Source organism: Gordonia sp. 852002-10350_SCH5691597 (assembly GCF_001665715.1).
Lineage (GTDB): Bacteria > Actinomycetota > Actinomycetes > Mycobacteriales > Mycobacteriaceae > Gordonia > Gordonia sputi.
In genome coordinates, this window is sequence record NZ_LZMO01000068.1 from 1 (window position 1) to 15,607 (window position 15,607).

The 15,607-nt window shown below is 64.6% G+C and carries 14 protein-coding genes and 1 pseudogene; 8 read left to right on the forward strand and 7 right to left on the reverse strand.

Annotated features, from left to right (window positions below; all coding sequences use genetic code 11):
• Positions 1-9 precede the first annotated feature (9 nt).
• Positions 10-492: pseudogene (locus tag A5777_RS04730) on the forward strand (cytochrome P450); the annotation flags it as partial.
• A gap of 7 nt (positions 493-499) precedes the next feature.
• Here A5777_RS04730 and A5777_RS04735 read toward each other — a convergent pair.
• On the reverse strand, positions 500-1,537 hold the full coding sequence (locus A5777_RS04735; protein ID WP_064861798.1) for an LLM class F420-dependent oxidoreductase: 1,038 nt from the start codon (positions 1,535-1,537) through the stop codon (positions 500-502).
• A gap of 140 nt (positions 1,538-1,677) precedes the next feature.
• Between A5777_RS04735 and A5777_RS04740 the strand changes: the two genes are divergently transcribed.
• Genes A5777_RS04740 through A5777_RS04750 form a run of 3 tightly spaced genes read left to right on the forward strand, consistent with a single transcriptional unit; the run spans position 1,678 to position 4,945 of the window.
• The gene (locus A5777_RS04740; protein WP_064861810.1) at positions 1,678-2,658 is read left to right on the forward strand and encodes a Zn-ribbon domain-containing OB-fold protein; all 981 of its coding nucleotides are present in this window, start codon (positions 1,678-1,680) and stop codon (positions 2,656-2,658) included.
• 29 nt (positions 2,659-2,687) lie between these two features.
• Positions 2,688-3,767 (forward strand): thiolase domain-containing protein, encoded by a 1,080-nt coding sequence (locus A5777_RS04745; protein WP_064861799.1) that lies wholly within the window; start codon positions 2,688-2,690, stop codon positions 3,765-3,767.
• Positions 3,767-4,945: a thiolase domain-containing protein gene (locus A5777_RS04750; RefSeq protein WP_064861800.1), complete on the forward strand. Its 1,179-nt coding sequence runs from the start codon at positions 3,767-3,769 to the stop codon at positions 4,943-4,945. Before A5777_RS04745 ends, A5777_RS04750 begins: the two co-directional genes overlap by 1 nt.
• A gap of 132 nt (positions 4,946-5,077) precedes the next feature.
• Here A5777_RS04750 and A5777_RS04755 read toward each other — a convergent pair whose 3' ends face one another.
• The 3 genes from A5777_RS04755 to A5777_RS04765 form a co-directional block, all read right to left on the reverse strand.
• Positions 5,078-6,028 carry a hypothetical protein gene (locus tag A5777_RS04755; RefSeq protein ID WP_064861801.1) on the reverse strand — a complete coding sequence of 317 codons (951 nt, stop codon included), beginning with the start codon at positions 6,026-6,028 and terminating at the stop codon, positions 5,078-5,080.
• 132 nt (positions 6,029-6,160) lie between these two features.
• Positions 6,161-6,622, reverse strand: a complete 462-nt coding sequence (locus A5777_RS04760) for a nuclear transport factor 2 family protein (protein WP_064861802.1) — start codon at positions 6,620-6,622, stop codon at positions 6,161-6,163.
• A 3-nt stretch (positions 6,623-6,625) separates the two neighbouring features.
• A complete protein-coding gene (locus A5777_RS04765; protein ID WP_064861811.1) occupies positions 6,626-7,918 on the reverse strand; it encodes a cytochrome P450 in 1,293 nt (430 codons plus the stop codon).
• Between the two features lie 263 nt (positions 7,919-8,181).
• Here A5777_RS04765 and A5777_RS04770 point away from each other — a divergent pair, with 263 nt between their 5' ends.
• Together A5777_RS04770 and A5777_RS04775 are read left to right on the forward strand one after the other, a co-directional pair.
• Positions 8,182-9,345 (forward strand): steroid 3-ketoacyl-CoA thiolase, encoded by a 1,164-nt coding sequence (locus A5777_RS04770; protein ID WP_064861803.1) that lies wholly within the window; start codon positions 8,182-8,184, stop codon positions 9,343-9,345.
• Between the two features lie 17 nt (positions 9,346-9,362).
• Complete coding sequence (locus A5777_RS04775; protein ID WP_064861804.1) at positions 9,363-9,842, forward strand: nitroreductase family deazaflavin-dependent oxidoreductase; 480 nt, start codon at positions 9,363-9,365, stop codon at positions 9,840-9,842.
• 1 nt (position 9,843) lies between these two features.
• On the opposite strand, the gene A5777_RS04780 is transcribed toward A5777_RS04775, so the two are convergent.
• The gene (locus A5777_RS04780; RefSeq protein ID WP_064861805.1) at positions 9,844-10,473 is read right to left on the reverse strand and encodes a TetR/AcrR family transcriptional regulator; all 630 of its coding nucleotides are present in this window, start codon (positions 10,471-10,473) and stop codon (positions 9,844-9,846) included.
• Positions 10,474-10,610: 137 nt separating this feature from the next.
• Here A5777_RS04780 and A5777_RS04785 point away from each other — a divergent pair, with 137 nt between their 5' ends.
• Both A5777_RS04785 and A5777_RS04790 read left to right on the forward strand, forming a co-directional pair.
• Entirely contained in the window at positions 10,611-11,882 is a 1,272-nt protein-coding gene (locus A5777_RS04785) for a cytochrome P450 (RefSeq protein WP_064861806.1), read from the forward strand.
• Positions 11,883-11,979: 97 nt separating this feature from the next.
• A complete protein-coding gene (locus tag A5777_RS04790) occupies positions 11,980-12,792 on the forward strand; it encodes a glycosyltransferase (protein WP_064861807.1) in 813 nt (270 codons plus the stop codon).
• Here the strand turns inward: A5777_RS04790 and A5777_RS04795 are convergent.
• Both A5777_RS04795 and A5777_RS04800 read right to left on the reverse strand, forming a co-directional pair.
• A complete protein-coding gene (locus tag A5777_RS04795; RefSeq protein WP_064861808.1) occupies positions 12,744-14,108 on the reverse strand; it encodes a hypothetical protein in 1,365 nt (454 codons plus the stop codon). The two genes, A5777_RS04790 and A5777_RS04795, sit on opposite strands and share 49 nt — an antisense overlap.
• Positions 14,105-15,562, reverse strand: coding sequence for a condensation domain-containing protein (locus tag A5777_RS04800; protein WP_064861809.1), 1,458 nt, complete (start codon positions 15,560-15,562; stop codon positions 14,105-14,107). Before A5777_RS04800 ends, A5777_RS04795 begins: the two co-directional genes overlap by 4 nt.
• Positions 15,563-15,607: the final 45 nt, after the last annotated feature.

Below are 15,607 nucleotides of genomic sequence, written 5' to 3' on the forward strand. Positions count from 1 at the left end.
CGATGAGGTTTCGAGCAGGTGCCACGCCTGCGCTACATCCGGCGCGCGCTGGATGAGGCCTTACGCATCTGGCCGACGGTGCCCGCATTCGCACGCAGCCCACGATCGGCGACGATGCTCGGCGGACGGTATCGCATGACACCGGAAGACTGGGCGGTCATCATCCTCGCCCAGGTCCACCGCGATCCCGCGGTCTGGGACGATCCCGACTCCTACGATCCGGACCGGTTCCTCCCCGAGAACGTCAAGAAGCGCCCGGCGCACACCTACAAACCCTTCGGCAACGGCGTACGCGCCTGCATCGGAAGACAATTCGCGCTCCACGAGTCGGTACTCGTCCTCGCGAGCCTGCTCCACAGGTACGACGTCGCGCCCGATCCCGACTACCACCTTCGTGTCGACGAGCGACTCACCATGGTGCCCAAGGACTTCTACGTCTCGCTGACACCACGCAGGGTGCACGCCCGGTTGTCGGAACAGCCCGTCGGCTGACGGCGGCTCACACCAGCGTCGCGAGCTCGCGGATCGTAGCGGCGTCGCGCGTGGTCACCATCAGCATCGAGACACCTGCCGACTCCCACTGCTTGATCTGCTCGCGCACCTCGTCGGCGGTACCGACGATCATCGTCTCGCGCACCATCTCGTCGGGCACCGCGGCCAGCGCCTCCTCCTTACGACCCGCGAGGAACAGCCTGCCGATCTCATCGACCACCCCTCCGTAGCCCATCCTGCGGTACAGCTCGGCGTGAAAATTCTTCTCCTTGGCGCCCATCCCGCCCACGTAGAGCGCGGTGGCGGGCCGATACGCGTCAACGGCGGCGGCGACGTCGTCGGTGATCACCACCTGCACGGTCGCCGCGACCTCGAAGTCGTCGCGTGTCCGACGTGCACCTGGCCGCGCGAATCCCTCCGCGAGCCACGACTCGTACTGATCGGCGAGCGACAGGCTGTAGAAGATGGCAAGCCAGCCGTCGGCGATCTCCGCGGTCTGTGCGACGTTCTTGGGCCCCTCCGCGCCCAACCAGATCGGTATGTCGGCGCGCAGCGGATGGGTGATCGGCTTGAGCGATTTGCCCAGCCCCGTCGCGCCGGGAGCGTCGGCCGGATACGGCAACGGGTAGTGCGGCCCCGGGCTGCGTACCTTGTCGGCGCGCGCCAGAACGTCACGCACGATCTGCACGTATTCCCTTGTGCGGGCGAGCGGTTTGCCGAACGGCTGCCCGTACCACCCTTCGACGACCTGAGGCCCTGACACCCCCAGCCCTATGATGTGCCTGCCGCCCGAGAGATGGTCAAGAGTCAGCGCATGCATCGCCAGTGACGTCGGCGGTCGCGCAGACAACTGCGCAACCGCGGTGCCAAGGCGAATCCGCGACGTCGCCGCGCCCCACCAGGCCAGCGGGGTGTAGGCGTCCGACCCCCATGACTCCGCGGTGAACACGGCGTCGAACCCGGCTTCTTCGGCCGCGGCGATGAGCTCCGGAGCGTCGACGATGGGAGCCGCTCCCCAATATCCCAGTTGCAGCGCAAGTTTCACGACCTCGACCTCTCCACTTCTGCACCGCGACGACAACCATCATCGCAGCCTTGTGCCCCAATACTAGAACGTGTTCTACTCGAAGTGTGAGCAGCATCGACACATCTCCCGCCACGACGACCACCAGCCCGGTTGCTGTTGTGCCCGATCCCGAGACCGCCATCCTGACCGCTGAGCTGAGCAACACGTTCAGCTACACGCGCTCGCTCGGACCGGTGTTGAGCCGGTTCGCATTCGGGCTACGCGACGGGCACATCGTCGGATCGCGGTCGGCTGACGGAACCGTGTCGGTACCGCCGATCGAATACGACGCCGCGTCGGGCGCACCGATCACCGCCATCGTCGACGTCGCCTCCGTCGGCACGGTAGTCACGTGGTCGTGGAATCCCGACCACATCGACGGCCAGCCGTTCGACGCACCGTTCGCATGGGCGCTGATCCGACTCGACGGCGCCGACACCGCGCTGCTGCACGCGGTCAAGGTCGACGGGCCGGCAGACATCGAAACAGGTATGCGGGTACACGCGGTCTGGCGCGCGGCACGCAGCGGCCGCATCGACGACATCGCCTACTTCGCACCCGGCGTCTCCGCTGAGCGGGCCGAGCCGAACACCGCCGAGAACCCAGACGACGAGAACGTCATCATCACCACACCGATCACGACGAGCATCATTCACTCCGCGACCGAAGAGGAATCGCGTTATCTCGAGGGCCTCAAGGCGGGCAAGCTGATCGGGACGCGTATCGGCTCAGGAGTCGACGCCGGGCGCGTCTACTTCCCGCCACGCTCGGTGAGTCCCGCCGACGGTGCGCCTGCAGTCGAACACGTCGAACTTCCCGACACCGGAACCGTCACGACGTTCTGCATCGTCAACGTGCCCTTTCAGGGTCAGCGGATCAAGCCACCCTACGTGGCGGCATACGTGCTGCTCGATGGCTCCGACATCCCGTTCCTGCACCTCATCCTCGACGCTCCCGCCGACGAGGTCCGCATGGGCATGCGCGTGCAGGCGGTCTGGGTCCCCGACGATGAGCGCGAACTGTCGATGGGATCGATCAGCCACTTCCGGCCCACCGGCGAACCCGACGCCGAGTACGACACCTACCGCGAGTTCCTCTGACCCGCGATCCCCATCTCTAGGAGAAGCACGTGACCCTCCCCCGCATCGCGATCGTCGGGTTCGCCCACAGTCCCAACATCGTCGGCACACACGGCACCACCAACGGCGTTGAAATGCTGATCCCCTGCTTTGACAAGCTCTACGCCGAGCTCGGCATCTCCCGCACCGACATTGAATTCTGGTGCAGCGGATCGTCGGATTATCTTGCCGGACGAGCCTTCTCGTTCATCTCGGCGATCGACTCGATCGGCGCGATGCCGCCGATCAACGAGTCCCACGTCGAAATGGACGGCGCGTGGGCGCTCTACGAGGCGTGGGTGAAGATCGCGAGCGGCGAGGTCGACCTCGCCCTCGCCTACGGCTTCGGCAAATCCTCTGCGGGAGAAAGTAATCGCACGCTGTCGATGCAGACTGATCCCTACACGGTGGCCCCACTCTGGCCGGGCGACCGCGCGCTCGCCGGACTGCAGGCCCGCGCGGGTCTCGACGCGGGTACGTGGACCGAAACCGACATGGCCGCAGTCGCAGCACGCACGACCGGGGCGTCGACCGACGACCTACTCGCGACCGACTACATCGCCAATCCCCTTCGCGCACATGACATCGCACCGTTCACCGATGCCGCCGCCGCCGTCATCATCGCCAGTGAGCGCCGCGCCCGCGAGCTCGTCGCCAATCCCGCATTCGTCACCGGCTGGGACCACCGGATCGACAGCGCCAACTTCGGTGCACGAGATCTGACCATCTCGCCGTCGACGACACTGGCCGCCGACACCGCATTCGGCGATCGCACCCGCGCCGTCGACGTCGCCGAGATCGCCGCCCCGTATACGCACCAGGAAATCATCGTCCGCAACGCGCTCGGACTGCCCGACTCGGTGCGAATCAATCCGTCCGGCGGCCTACTCACGGGCAATTCGTTGTTCAGCGGCGGACTGCAGCGTATCGGCTACGCGGCACACTCCATCCTGACCGGCGATGCACAAACCGCGGTGGCGCACGCGACGAGCGGCCCTCTGCTGCAACAGAACATGGTGGTCACGCTGCAGGGTGACTCAAACAGCGGTCATTCCAAGAGCGGCGACTCGAGCGTGGGAGACGACAACTGATGGCACACAACAACTGTGCGGCGGTCCTGGGCACCGGGCAGACCAAGTACGTCGCCAAGAGGCACGACGTCACGATGGCAGGTATGTGCCGCGAGGCGATGGACGCAGCCCTCGCCGACGCCGGGGTGAGCATCGACGAGATCGACGCGATCGTCATCGGCAAAGCACCGGATCTCTTCGAGGGGTCGATGATGCCCGAGCTGGCCATGGCCGACGCCCTTGGCGCCGTTGGCAAACGACTGATCCGCGTGCATACCGCGGGCTCCGTCGGCGGCTCGACGGCCAACGTCGCGGCGTCGTTGGTGTTCGCGGGCGTCCACAAACGTGTGCTCGCGATCGCGTGGGAGAAGCAGTCAGAGTCAAATGCCATGTGGGCGTTGTCACTTCCGGTTCCGTTCACCAAGCCGGTCGGCGCGGGAGCGGGTGGCTTCTTCGCTCCGCACGTGCGCTCGTACATCCGGCAGTCGGGCGCGCCCGAGCACGTCGGCGCGATGGTCGCCACCAAGGATCGACGCAACGGCGCGCGAAATCCGTTGGCCCACCTACACCAACCCGACATCACCGTCGAAAGCGTGATGGCGTCGCAGATGCTTTGGGACCCGATCCGCTACGACGAGACATGCCCATCGTCCGACGGTGCGTGCGCGGTCGTCATCGGCGACGAGCAGGTCGCCGACGCCGCGGTCGCCGACGGCCGCCCGGTCGCCTGGGTCCACGCCACCGCGATGCGGACCGAACCGCTGTTCTTCGCGCACCGCAACACCGTCAACCCCCAGGCGAGCCGCGACGCTGCGGCAGCACTGTGGAAGGCCGCGGGCATCGACAATCCGATCGACGAGGTCGACGTCGCCGAGGTCTACGTCCCGTTCTCGTGGTTCGAGCCCATGTGGCTCGAGAGCCTCGGTTTCGCCCCCGAGGGCGAGGGCTGGAAGCTCACCGAGGCCGGCGAGACCGAGATCGGCGGCCGCATCCCGTTCAACCCGTCGGGCGGCGTGCTGTCGTCGAACCCGATCGGAGCGTCGGGCATGATCCGCTTCGCCGAGGCCGCGATCCAGGTGATGGGCAAGGCGGGCGACCACCAGGTTGCCGACGCCCGCAAAGCCCTCGGCCACGCCTACGGCGGCGGGGCGCAGTACTACTCGATGTGGCTCGTCGGCGCCGACAAGCCGACGAACTAGTCGGGCCGCACACCCGCTGGCCCCTGACTGGCCCACACCCCGGCCCGCAGCTACCTCATCTGTGCACAGCTACCTTCTGCACCGCCGAGGGTAGCTGCACGCAGATCAGGTGGCTGTACGGAGAGCCGGCCCTCACTCTGCGTGCCGCCCGAGCATTCCCAGCACCCGACGGGCCAGCACCGCAGGCTCGTCGACGTCGCGCCAGCCCCACCGCAACAGGCCGTGTCCGGTCTCGACGATCGCGTCGCCGCGCGACTTCTCCCCGAGTAGTGCACGTCGCGTCTCGTCGGCATCGTCGCCGTACTTCTTGTTGCCGTCGGCCTCGCCGCACAGTCGCGCATTGCGCCAGTACAGATCGACGCGCGCAAGGAAGTTCCCGTGCGCGTCATAGATGTTCACCTGCAACTCCGGCTCCGGGACGCCAGCGTCGACCAGTTCGACGCGGCTGCGCGTCTCGAGCACCGACTCACACTTGCGGTCACACCGACCGATCGCGCGAATCGCCGCGGCACGCCCACGCATCCCGGTGAGCAGGTCCAGCTCGTTCTGCAGATCGTCGACGGTGCAGAGTCCGGCGTGCAGCGCGGCATCGCCCACCGCGATCGCTGGTATCCGCGCTCCGGTGCGCGCGATGTCGACCACCGTACGAGCAGGCGACACCACCAGCACACCGTCGACCTCGACGAGGGCTGGTGGTCGGGTGTCGGTGATCAACCGCGTACGCGATGTGGTGCGTGTGCCCGGCGTGCGCCCGCTGTCTGCGATCGACACCCGCGAGGTGTCCAACCCCCAGACCGGCAACCCGAGCACCGCGGCAGCCGACGAAAGCGCCAGCGCCCGAGTGTGTTTGGCAAACCGAACCTCCTGAGTCCGGTTGTCGCGTCGTATCGCGGCAAGCGCTCGCTGCCGGTGTCGCTCTTCGGGAGTGTCTTCAGCCAGCAGATCCCGGGGAATCACTACTCCCGGTGCCAGCGACACGAGGGTGCCGACGTCGAGCGCCCGTCGTATCTCACGATCGACGAAACCCGCCGCGAGGAGCTCGGCGCGATTGACCGCGCCCGTGACGCCGTGGAAGTAGACCATGCACGTTGTGACGCGCGCAGCGTCGAATCGGTTCCACGAAAAATCCGCACCTCACCTCCTCGCGCTTCACCTTCGGCACTGCCGAAGGTGAAGCGCCACAGACGAGATGCGGATTTCGACCCAGCCCCAGCGTCAGGCCGGCCGGACCGAGTTGATCGTCTTCTCGACCTCCCAGAACGCGCGCAACGCCGACAGCTTGCCCTCGTCGTCGGCTTGATAGGTGAACACGCCGTGCGCCTCCGACACGTGGCCCGCGATGTGGGTCACGATCTTCCCGACGTACGCGACCTCGTTGCCGCAGATGATCTCGTCGTCGAAGACGAAGTCGATACTCTCGGTTGTCGCGATCGACAGATCCCAGAACTGCGAGATGCGCTCTCGCCCTTGGAATCCGACCCCTCGTTCGTCGAACATCGACGGCCCGACCGGGTCCTCGACCTTCGCGTCGGCCGCGAAATTGTCGAGCCAGGCCTCCTTGTCACGAGCCGCGACCGCCTCCCGCGATCGCCGACCCGCCACCACGGCGGGATTATTCTCCCTATCGATGCCCAGGTATGCAGGTTGGCTCGAATCCTGTTGGGCTGCAGTGTTCATCGGTCACCGAGTCCCGTAGTCGACCTGGAGTTCCTTCACCCCGTTGATCCAACCGTGCCGGAGTCGACGCGGCTCGTCCAGCCGCGAGATGTCGGGCACGAGGTCGGCGATTGCATTGAACATCAGGTTGATCTCCATGCGGGCGAGGTTTGCACCGACGCAGAAGTGCGCTCCGTTGCCGCCGAATCCGACGTGCGGGTTGGGGTCGCGCAGGATGTTGAAAGAGAACGGATCGTCGAACACGTCTTCGTCGTAATTGGCTGAGCCGTAGAACAATCCGACGCGCTGCCCCTGCTCGATGTCGACGCCGCCGACCCGCGTGTCGCGCTTGGCGGTGCGCTGGAAGCAGTTCACCGGCGTTGCCCAGCGCACGATCTCGTCGACCGCCGTCGCGGGGCGTTCCTTCTTGAACAACTCCCACTGGTCGGGATGCTCCAGGAAGGCATTCATGCCGTGACTGATCGCGTTGCGCGTGGTCTCGTTGCCCGCGACGGTGAGCAGGATGAAGAAGAATCCGAACTCGGCCTCGTCGAGGTGCTGTCCGTCGATGTCGGCGTTGACCAGCGTGCTGACGATGTCGTCGACAGGACACTTTCGACGCTCCTCCGCCATGTTGTAGCCATAGCCGAGGATCTCTGCCGACGCCATCTGCGGATCAACGCCTGCGAACTCGGGATCGTCGTAGTTCATCATGCCGTTCGACCAGTCGAACAGCTTCTTGCGATCCGACTCCGGGACACCCAGCAGATCGGCGATCGCCAGCAGCGGGAGGTCGACGGCGATGTCGTGGACGAAGTCGCCAGTTCCCCGGTCGGCCGCTTGGCGCACGATGGTGCGCGCCGCATCGTCGAGCTTCTCTTCGAGAGCCTGTACGGCGCGAGGCGTGAACGCCTTCGAGATCACCTTGCGCAGGCGGGTGTGCTCCGGCGGGTCATGATTGATCAGCAGCGCCTTGGTCACGTCGAGCTGGTCCTGGGGCATCTCGTCGTCGAACCGCATGATGACGCCGTTGGTCGACGTTGCCCAGTCCTCGTTGTTCTTGGAGATCTCGCGGACATGCGCGTGCTTCGAGACGACCCAGTAGCCGCCGTCGTGGAATCCGCCACCCTTACCCGGGAGCTGCGCATTCCACCAGACCGGTGCGGTCTTGCGCAGGGCCGCGAACTCGGCGACCGGAATACCCTTCTCGAGCAGGTCGGGACTGGTGAAATCCCACCCTTCCTGGTGCATGAACGGGCATGATGCTGCTGGTGAGGATGACGTCTGGTCGGCCCCCACGCCGTCGGTCTGGATCACGTGAAATACCACCCTGTTCTCAGTGTTCTGCAACCGAGACGTGAACGTGTTCACGTCTCACTGACGCTCACTGTACACACAGTATCGCACCAAAACAGGAACTCGTTCTACTTTTTCTCCGTCGCAATGGACAGGAACAGGAACATGTTCTACTTTCATGCCAGAGCAGTGTTCTGCGCGACAGAACAGCAGGTCCGCGCAAGAGCAGTCGATCTGTGCAGAGAAGCCTGCGCGGAGAAGTAGAAGCCCGAAAGGTGACGGACATGGGTGTGCCGGTAATCGTCGAAGCAGTGCGAACGCCCATCGGCAAGAGGGCGGGCTGGCTCTCCGGTCTGCACGCGGAAGAACTACTCGGCCTCACGCAGCGCGGCTTGATCGAGAAGGCGGGTATCGACGCATCGCTGGTCGAGCAGGCCATCGGCGGATGTGTCACACAGGCGGGAGCGCAGGCCGGCAACATCACGCGCAAGGCGTGGCTGTCTGCGGGACTTCCCGAGCAGACCGGCGCGACGACCATCGACTGCCAGTGCGGCTCGGCGCAACAGGCAAACAACTTGATCGCCGGGCTGATTGCCTCGGACGTGATCGACGTCGGCATCGCGTGTGGGGTCGAGCTCATGACGCACACACCACTCGGGTCGAACGTGGGCGTCGACGCCGGCCCGTACCACGCGGACTCCTGGAACGTCGAGATGCCCAACCAGTTCGAGGCGGCGGAGCGTATCGCGGCACGCCGCGGGATCACCCGCACCGACGTCGACGAACTCGGGGTGCGAAGCCAGCAACGTGCGCGTCAGGCATGGGATGAGCACCGGTTCGACCGTGAAGTGTTGAGCCTCAAGGCACCTGAGCGCACCAAAGAGGGCGTGGTAACCGGCAACATCATCGACGTCACACGCGATCAGGGGCTTCGCGACACCACGCCCGAATCGCTCGCGGCACTCAAGCCAGTCATCGACGGCGGCATCCACACCGCCGGCACGTCGTCCCAGATCTCCGACGGCGCTGCGGCCGTCCTGCTGATGGACGAGACCAGAGCACGCGAGCTCGGACTCCGAGCGCGAGCGCGACTGAGGGCGGCCGCCCTCGTCGGTTCCGAGCCGTACTACCACCTCGACGGCCCGGTCCAAGCCACCGAGCGAGTGTTGGCCAAAGCGGGAATGTCGTTGTCCGACATCGACATAGTCGAGATCAATGAGGCCTTCGCCTCGGTTGTCCTCAGTTGGGCCCAGGTACACGGCGCCGACATGGACAAGGTGAACGTCAACGGCGGCGCGATCGCCCTCGGGCACCCGGTCGGCAGCACGGGTTCGCGGTTGCTCACCACCGCTCTGTACGAACTCGAACGGCGCGACGCACAGACCGCTCTGATCACCATGTGCGCGGGCGGCGCACTGGCAACCGGCACCATCCTCGAGCGCATCTGAGAGTCACGGGAGCGCGCATGAAAGCTGAAAACCGTCCGGCACAACTCGATTCACCGCTCGTGGCGAAAGCGATGAAACTCGGCTCGCGCCTCAACACCGCACTGTACAAACGCAGCGGCGGTCGGCTCGGCCGCACCTGGCGGGTCGGCGCGGCGATGCGCAACCCCGTCGACGTATGTCTGCTGACCACGATCGGCCGCAAGTCCGGCCAACCGCGCACCGTGCCGCTGCTTTATCTGCGCGACGGCGAGACGGTCGTCGTCGTCGCCTCGCAGGGCGGATTACCGTCGAACCCGGCGTGGTACCTCAACCTGCGCAGCAACCCGGACGTGTCGATCCAGATCGGTTCGCAGACGGGCGAATACACGGCACGGACGGCGAACGAAAAGGAGCGGAATCAGCTCTGGGCCCGCCTGGTGGAGCTGTACGCCGACTTCGATACCTATCAGGCGTGGACCGATCGCACCATCCCGGTGGTGATCTGCACACCACGCTGAGTCAACTGCGATCACCCGACACGTCCGCGTGCGCGGGCAATGCGCGAATCGCCGCACCCGCCCATGCGTCGAGAAATGCACGTCGCTGCGCGCCCGACCGCTCCGTGCCGTGGTCGATCATCATGGACTGCAGTGTGCGCAAGACTATTTCGACGATGACGTCCATCTCGGCCGGGCCGTACCCGAGAGCAGCCCAGTCGACGTCCATACGCTCGACCATCGAGCGCGCGAAACCCTGACCGGCCTCCGACGTCACTCCCTCCACAGCGAACAGACTCACGTTGTCCGCCCTGAACAGCAGGCCGACGTAGCGGTCGTCTGGCAGTTCCTGGAGTACCGCATCGATTCCCTCGACGACAGCGACGTCGGGCTCACGAATACCGCTGAGACGTGCCGCGATTCGCTCGAGAAACGCGCCGACGGCGTCGAACGCGGTTGCCCGGAGTAGCGCCTCGGTACTGGGGAAGTATCGATACACGGTCTGACGAGTGACTCCGAGAGTGCGCGCGACGTCGCTGATCGTCGTCGCCACACCGTGTTCGTCGATCGCCGACCTTGCGGCCGCAAGAATGCGCGCCGTGGCCTCGGCGTCGTCGATCGGGACGCTTCCGGCCCAGCCGTGCGTACGCATGTCTCGCGACCACCTCCCGGCACCGCTTTCCCAGTACCTATGTCCTGGCACCCACTTCCCAGTACCGACCTCTACCAGCGCAGACCGTATCACGGGAAAACGACCATACACATATGATCAGAATGTATGGTGAAGCCATGACAGCCATCACCACCGATGCGGCTTGCCCATTCGGCAAGGGTTTCGATTTCACCGATCCCGATGTGCTCGAATCCGGCTTACCGATGACCGAATTCGCTCACCTGCGCCAGACCGCACCCGTCTGGTGGAACGAACAGCCACTCGGCACCTCCGGTTTCACCGACGGCGGCTACTGGGCGATCTCGCGGCACAGAGACGTGCGCGAGATCTCGAAGAACAACCAGGTGTGGTCGACGAACGCCAACGGCGCCATCATCCGACTCCCCGACTACGTCACCCCCGACCAGATAGAGTTCACCAAGGCGCTACTCATCAACCACGATCCGCCGGAGCACACTCGTCTGCGCAAGATCGTGTCGCGACTCTTCACGCCGAAGGCCGTTGGGTCACTGGAGGAGAATCTCGCAACGTCGGCCCGCCGGATCGTCGAATCAGCCGCAGCCAAGGAGTCGGGAAACTTCGTCGACGACGTGGCCATCCACCTTCCCCTGCAGGCGATTCTGGATCTCATCGGTGTCCCGACAGTCGACCGTCCACGTATTCACGAGCTCGTCGACGCGATCATCAACAGCGACGATCCCGACCACACGATCGACCCCGCGATGGCCAACGCCGAACTGCTCGGCTACGCCTATTCGATGGCCGAGGAGCGTCGACGCAACCCCACCGACGACATCGTCACCACACTGATAGAGGCAGACATCGACGGAGAGTCGTTGTCCGACATCGAGTTCGGGTTCTTCGTCATCCTGTTGATCACAGCGGGAAATGAGACGACGCGCAACGCGACCAGCCACGGCATGAATGCCTTCATGTCCCATCCTGGGCAGTGGGAGTTGTTCAAGTCGCAGCGCCCGAAGACCACGATCGACGAGGTGCTGCGCTGGTCGACCCCGGTCAACGCCTTCCAGCGGACGGCCAAGGTGGACACCAGCATCGAGGGCGTCGACATCGCCGCGGGACAACGGGTCGGAATCTTCTACGGTTCGGCAAATTACGACGAGGACGTCTTCGACGAGCCGTTCACGTTCAACATCCTCCGGGATCCCAATCCGCATCTCGCTTTCGGCGGCAACGGCGCCCACTTCTGCATCGGTGCCAACCTCGCGCGCCTCGAACTCTCCCTGATCCTCAACGCTGTCGCAGACGTACTTCCCGACATCGAACGGATCGGCGAGCTGCGTCGTGTGCGATCAGGCTGGCTCAACGGCGTCAAAGACCTGCCCGTTCGGTACGGCGCGGCCGGCGGCTGCCCGGTCGCGCACTGAGCAGTCCCTGCGTCTCTGGATTGCCCACTACCCCGACGTCGCTTTACTCACATCACATTCACGTGCAAGACAGTCACCATCCCGGTTGAATGGCAGCATGGCGAACGAAAGCACCGAGTTGGCGGCCCCGCGAGTCGCTGTCGTGGTCCCCGCTTACAACGAGGTCGGCTACATCGACGACACGATCCGGGCATTGCAGCAGCAGACCTTTCGCGATACCGCCGCCCACGATGCTGGTGCGCCATTCCGCATCATCGTGGTGGACAACAACAGTACCGACGGGACAGGCGATCTCGTTCGCCAGCTCGCATCCCACTCGGCTGTCCCCATCGATGTGCTCACCGAAACCGAGAAGGGCACAGGCAGCGCCGCAGACTCGGGCTTTCGCTATGCCATCGACAGCGGCGCCCAGTTCATCGCTCGCACCGACGCCGATACGCTTCCCGCGCCGGACTGGCTGACACAGATCGTCGCCCCACTGCTTGATGGCAAAAGCCTTGTGGGAGGTCGGGTGCGTGCCCGCAGTTCCGATGGAGCCCGTGCCATTGCGTTCAACCTGATCGGTACGACGTGGCGCCTCGGACACTTCATCACCTGGTTGCGCACACGATCTCAACCTGCGCACCTACGTAAGAGTTTCCTGGTTGTCGGCAACAATCTGGCGGTCACCGCTGACACCTACTGTGCGGCAGGCGGATTCCCGCGAACGAAGATCGACGATGTCGACGAGGACGCGGTTCTACAGCAACGTGTCGCAGAGTACGCAGGTGCAGACGCCATAGCGCTCGCACCACATGCCGTTGTCTTCACTTCTCTTCGACGACTGCAGGCTTACGGTACTCGGGGTTATCTCGATTGGTATCACTCCAAGAACGCGGGCGACGGCGATGTGCCCACTGATGTTCGCTGATCAACGAGCCGCTCGCTGATCTCCCTGACCGCAGCACCGGTGAACTCCAGGACGTCGCCGACCACGGACTCCGCCGCAGCTGTAGCGGGGTACCGAACCCGTGCATGAATACCATCGTCGTCGCGCCACAGCCACCACTGAACGTTGTCTGTCGCGTGGTCGCCCGACAACTGTTGCACTGCGACATCTTTCGACGGCTGGCGTTGCCGGGTGTAATCGACGTAGGAAACCATGAAGACATCCCCGCGCGAACTACGCAATCTGCTGCCGAATGTCTGATAGACCGCCGTCAGTCCGACGCTCGCAAGCGGTAGGGCTTCGGAAAGTCGATGTGCGTTGAGCGGCAACAGTTCGACGACATCCCCCCCACCGTGGACACGCAGCGGGATGTTGGCAACCACCCAGGCAACGATCGACTCGGATGTCTGAAGTCCCGCAGGCACGATCATCGCGGTGTCGGCCGGACCACCCGCCAGTCGAATCGCGCGTCCGATGCACGTCAACAGCGCCGAGAACGTTCTCGCGCCACGCTTGTGGACTGCCGAGCTGAAGTGCAGCGCCTCGGACCGACCGAGGAGGGTGCTCACCCGTGTTCTCATCGGCGCTCGTCGTCCCGGTTCCAGCCCCAGGTCGAGGGGGAAAGCTGGTATTTCCCAGTCGGACTCGTCGAGGAAGCGGAACCAACCGGCAAGTCGCGGATCGTCGGGAGCCACGTCACCACCGAACAGGTGCGCGCGCACGGCGGCGAGCCCCGAGCCAGCACTCGACAGTTGACGGCCGGCAACCACGTCGGAGATATCCGCCGCGAGCACCGTCAACGATCGGGCGTCGACGTAGACGTGATCGAACGCGCAGATCACCGTGGTGGTATCGGGACGGAGCACCGCCGCGAAGAAGTGTGACAGCGGCTTGGTTGGATTGCACGCCATAGCGATTCGTGCGAGTACCAGCTCCGTCATCTCCGCGTCTGACAGGTCCGTCGGAGCCTGCGAGTCGACGCTGACGCTGATCGAAGACAATGGGATCTCGCGCCGACTGAGGTCATCGCCTTCCGCGGAAATATAGGTCCGCAGTATGTCGTGCCGGGACAGCAGCACCTCGGGAAGCCGTTCTAGCAGAACACGATCAACCGCATAGGCGAAGTCGAGGACCAGGGTCAGCGAACCCGGATGTCCCGCTCGATGCGAATCGACGTGAAATCGCTCGTTCTCCGACAATCCGGTATCGGAAGGCAGATCATCTCCGACGAGATCGGCATGAAAGACGTCGAGTTGGCCTGATATCAGCGAATAGTCTTGTATACCGGCTAGTTTCATTGCCTCACCCGGGTACCCGCGATCGCGGTGACCGCGGAGTCCGCAGATTCCAGGAGCGCCCTGAGCTGTGCCGCAACTGTGTCGAGATAGCGCTCGATGTGTGCGCGCGCAACATCATTGTCGGGAATCTGAGACTCGACGACCAGCCCGTCGACCATCCGACTCAGCCACAGGTTGGAGTTCTTGGTTTTGCCGATGCCGGGAAAACCCACAGTTGTTCCGACAGTGGGGTCGTCGATTCCCGGCAGCCGACGGTGATCGATGTAGGTCACCATCTGAGGAGAACCGGCCATCTGTGGAAGCTCGCCTGACCGCGCAAGCACCTGCAGAACCGCACCGATCGGAGCCGCGGCAGCGCCTTTGGCCCGCTTCACCGCGACGGATGCCGTGCGTGCCAGCTCAATCGGATCAGCTCCGGGATCAACGTCGAAGTAGACCGGCGCGAAGTTGCACGCCCAGCCCTGGGTGAACTCGAACTCGATCCCGCGGGTTGCCAGCGCGGTCGTCGTGAAGAATCGCTTCTCCCCTGTACATATGTACTGCGCAGATGCCAACGCGGAGAAGAGACATCCAGCGATGGTGACCCAGCTCGACGAGGCACTGACGACGTCGAGCGCATCCGCTTCGTCCGCCGTGAGCAGGTCACGACGGCAGCGCACAGCAGGGACGGGAGCGTCGTCGTCGAGTCCGAGTGGGACCGGTGATGCGGGAAGAGATCCCTTGATGGCCAAAGCTTCTCGCCACGCCTTGACGCCGATGTCATCGGCGCGCACGCGCGCAGCGCGACGATGCTCATCGGCCACGTAGTTGCCGAACGATGCGACGTCGGTCAGCGTCGCCGACGTCCCCGTGGTCTCCGCCCGATACAGGGCGTTGATCTCGTCCATCGCCAGCCATAGCGAATAGCCGTCGCCGTGAACGTGATCGGCGCCGAGGTAGAACGTGAATCCACCGTCGCCGTCGAACGCTCCGAAGTGCATCGACTGCGGGGAATCGAACGCGGTCGTAACGGAGATGCGATTCGCAAGGTAGTCGCCCGCCTCCTCTGCGTCGACCTTCCGATCCCGACCGAGCGGCCACTGCGCCACCATCTCGACGTGGGTCTGCGGTATGACACGCCTCTCGACACCCACCTCGCCCAGTGTGTAGAAACTCCGCAGTTCGTCGTGCCGTTGTACGAAGGCCGTCAGCGCTGCGGCCATCGCTACCGGGTCCAGTGTTGTGTCGAATCTGGCGACAGCGCCCACGACGGAACGATGCTCGTCGCCGCGGGCACGTGCCGCGGTCGAAGTGACGACGTGCTCGGTCTGCAGAAACGTTGCACCACCGGTCACACGCGCGGCCTGCAACGCCGCATCAGGCGAACACAACGACCACTCGACAGAGGTACCGCCAGGAAACTGCTTACGCAGCAGTGGTTCTGGCGTTGCAGGTGCGCCGAATACCACCGTCATGCTGTGATGTCTGCCGACGCTCGCGACGCCATCTCAGGCGCAAAC

What these genes read in the sequence shown, in the direction of transcription:
- A5777_RS04750 (WP_064861800.1), top strand. Translation starts at nt 3,767, where the DNA reads ATGGCACACAACAACTGTGCGGCGGTCCTGGGCACCGGGCAGACCAAG.
- A5777_RS04755 (WP_064861801.1), bottom strand. Translation starts at nt 6,028, where the DNA reads ATGGTCTACTTCCACGGCGTCACGGGCGCGGTCAATCGCGCCGAGCTC.
- A5777_RS04760 (WP_064861802.1), bottom strand. Translation starts at nt 6,622, where the DNA reads ATGAACACTGCAGCCCAACAGGATTCGAGCCAACCTGCATACCTGGGC.
- A5777_RS04770 (WP_064861803.1), top strand. Translation starts at nt 8,182, where the DNA reads ATGGGTGTGCCGGTAATCGTCGAAGCAGTGCGAACGCCCATCGGCAAG.
- A5777_RS04775 (WP_064861804.1), top strand. Translation starts at nt 9,363, where the DNA reads ATGAAAGCTGAAAACCGTCCGGCACAACTCGATTCACCGCTCGTGGCG.
- A5777_RS04780 (WP_064861805.1), bottom strand. Translation starts at nt 10,473, where the DNA reads ATGCGTACGCACGGCTGGGCCGGAAGCGTCCCGATCGACGACGCCGAG.
- A5777_RS04785 (WP_064861806.1), top strand. Translation starts at nt 10,611, where the DNA reads ATGACAGCCATCACCACCGATGCGGCTTGCCCATTCGGCAAGGGTTTC.
- A5777_RS04790 (WP_064861807.1), top strand. Translation starts at nt 11,980, where the DNA reads ATGGCGAACGAAAGCACCGAGTTGGCGGCCCCGCGAGTCGCTGTCGTG.
- A5777_RS04795 (WP_064861808.1), bottom strand. Translation starts at nt 14,108, where the DNA reads ATGAAACTAGCCGGTATACAAGACTATTCGCTGATATCAGGCCAACTC.
- A5777_RS04800 (WP_064861809.1), bottom strand. Translation starts at nt 15,562, where the DNA reads ATGACGGTGGTATTCGGCGCACCTGCAACGCCAGAACCACTGCTGCGT.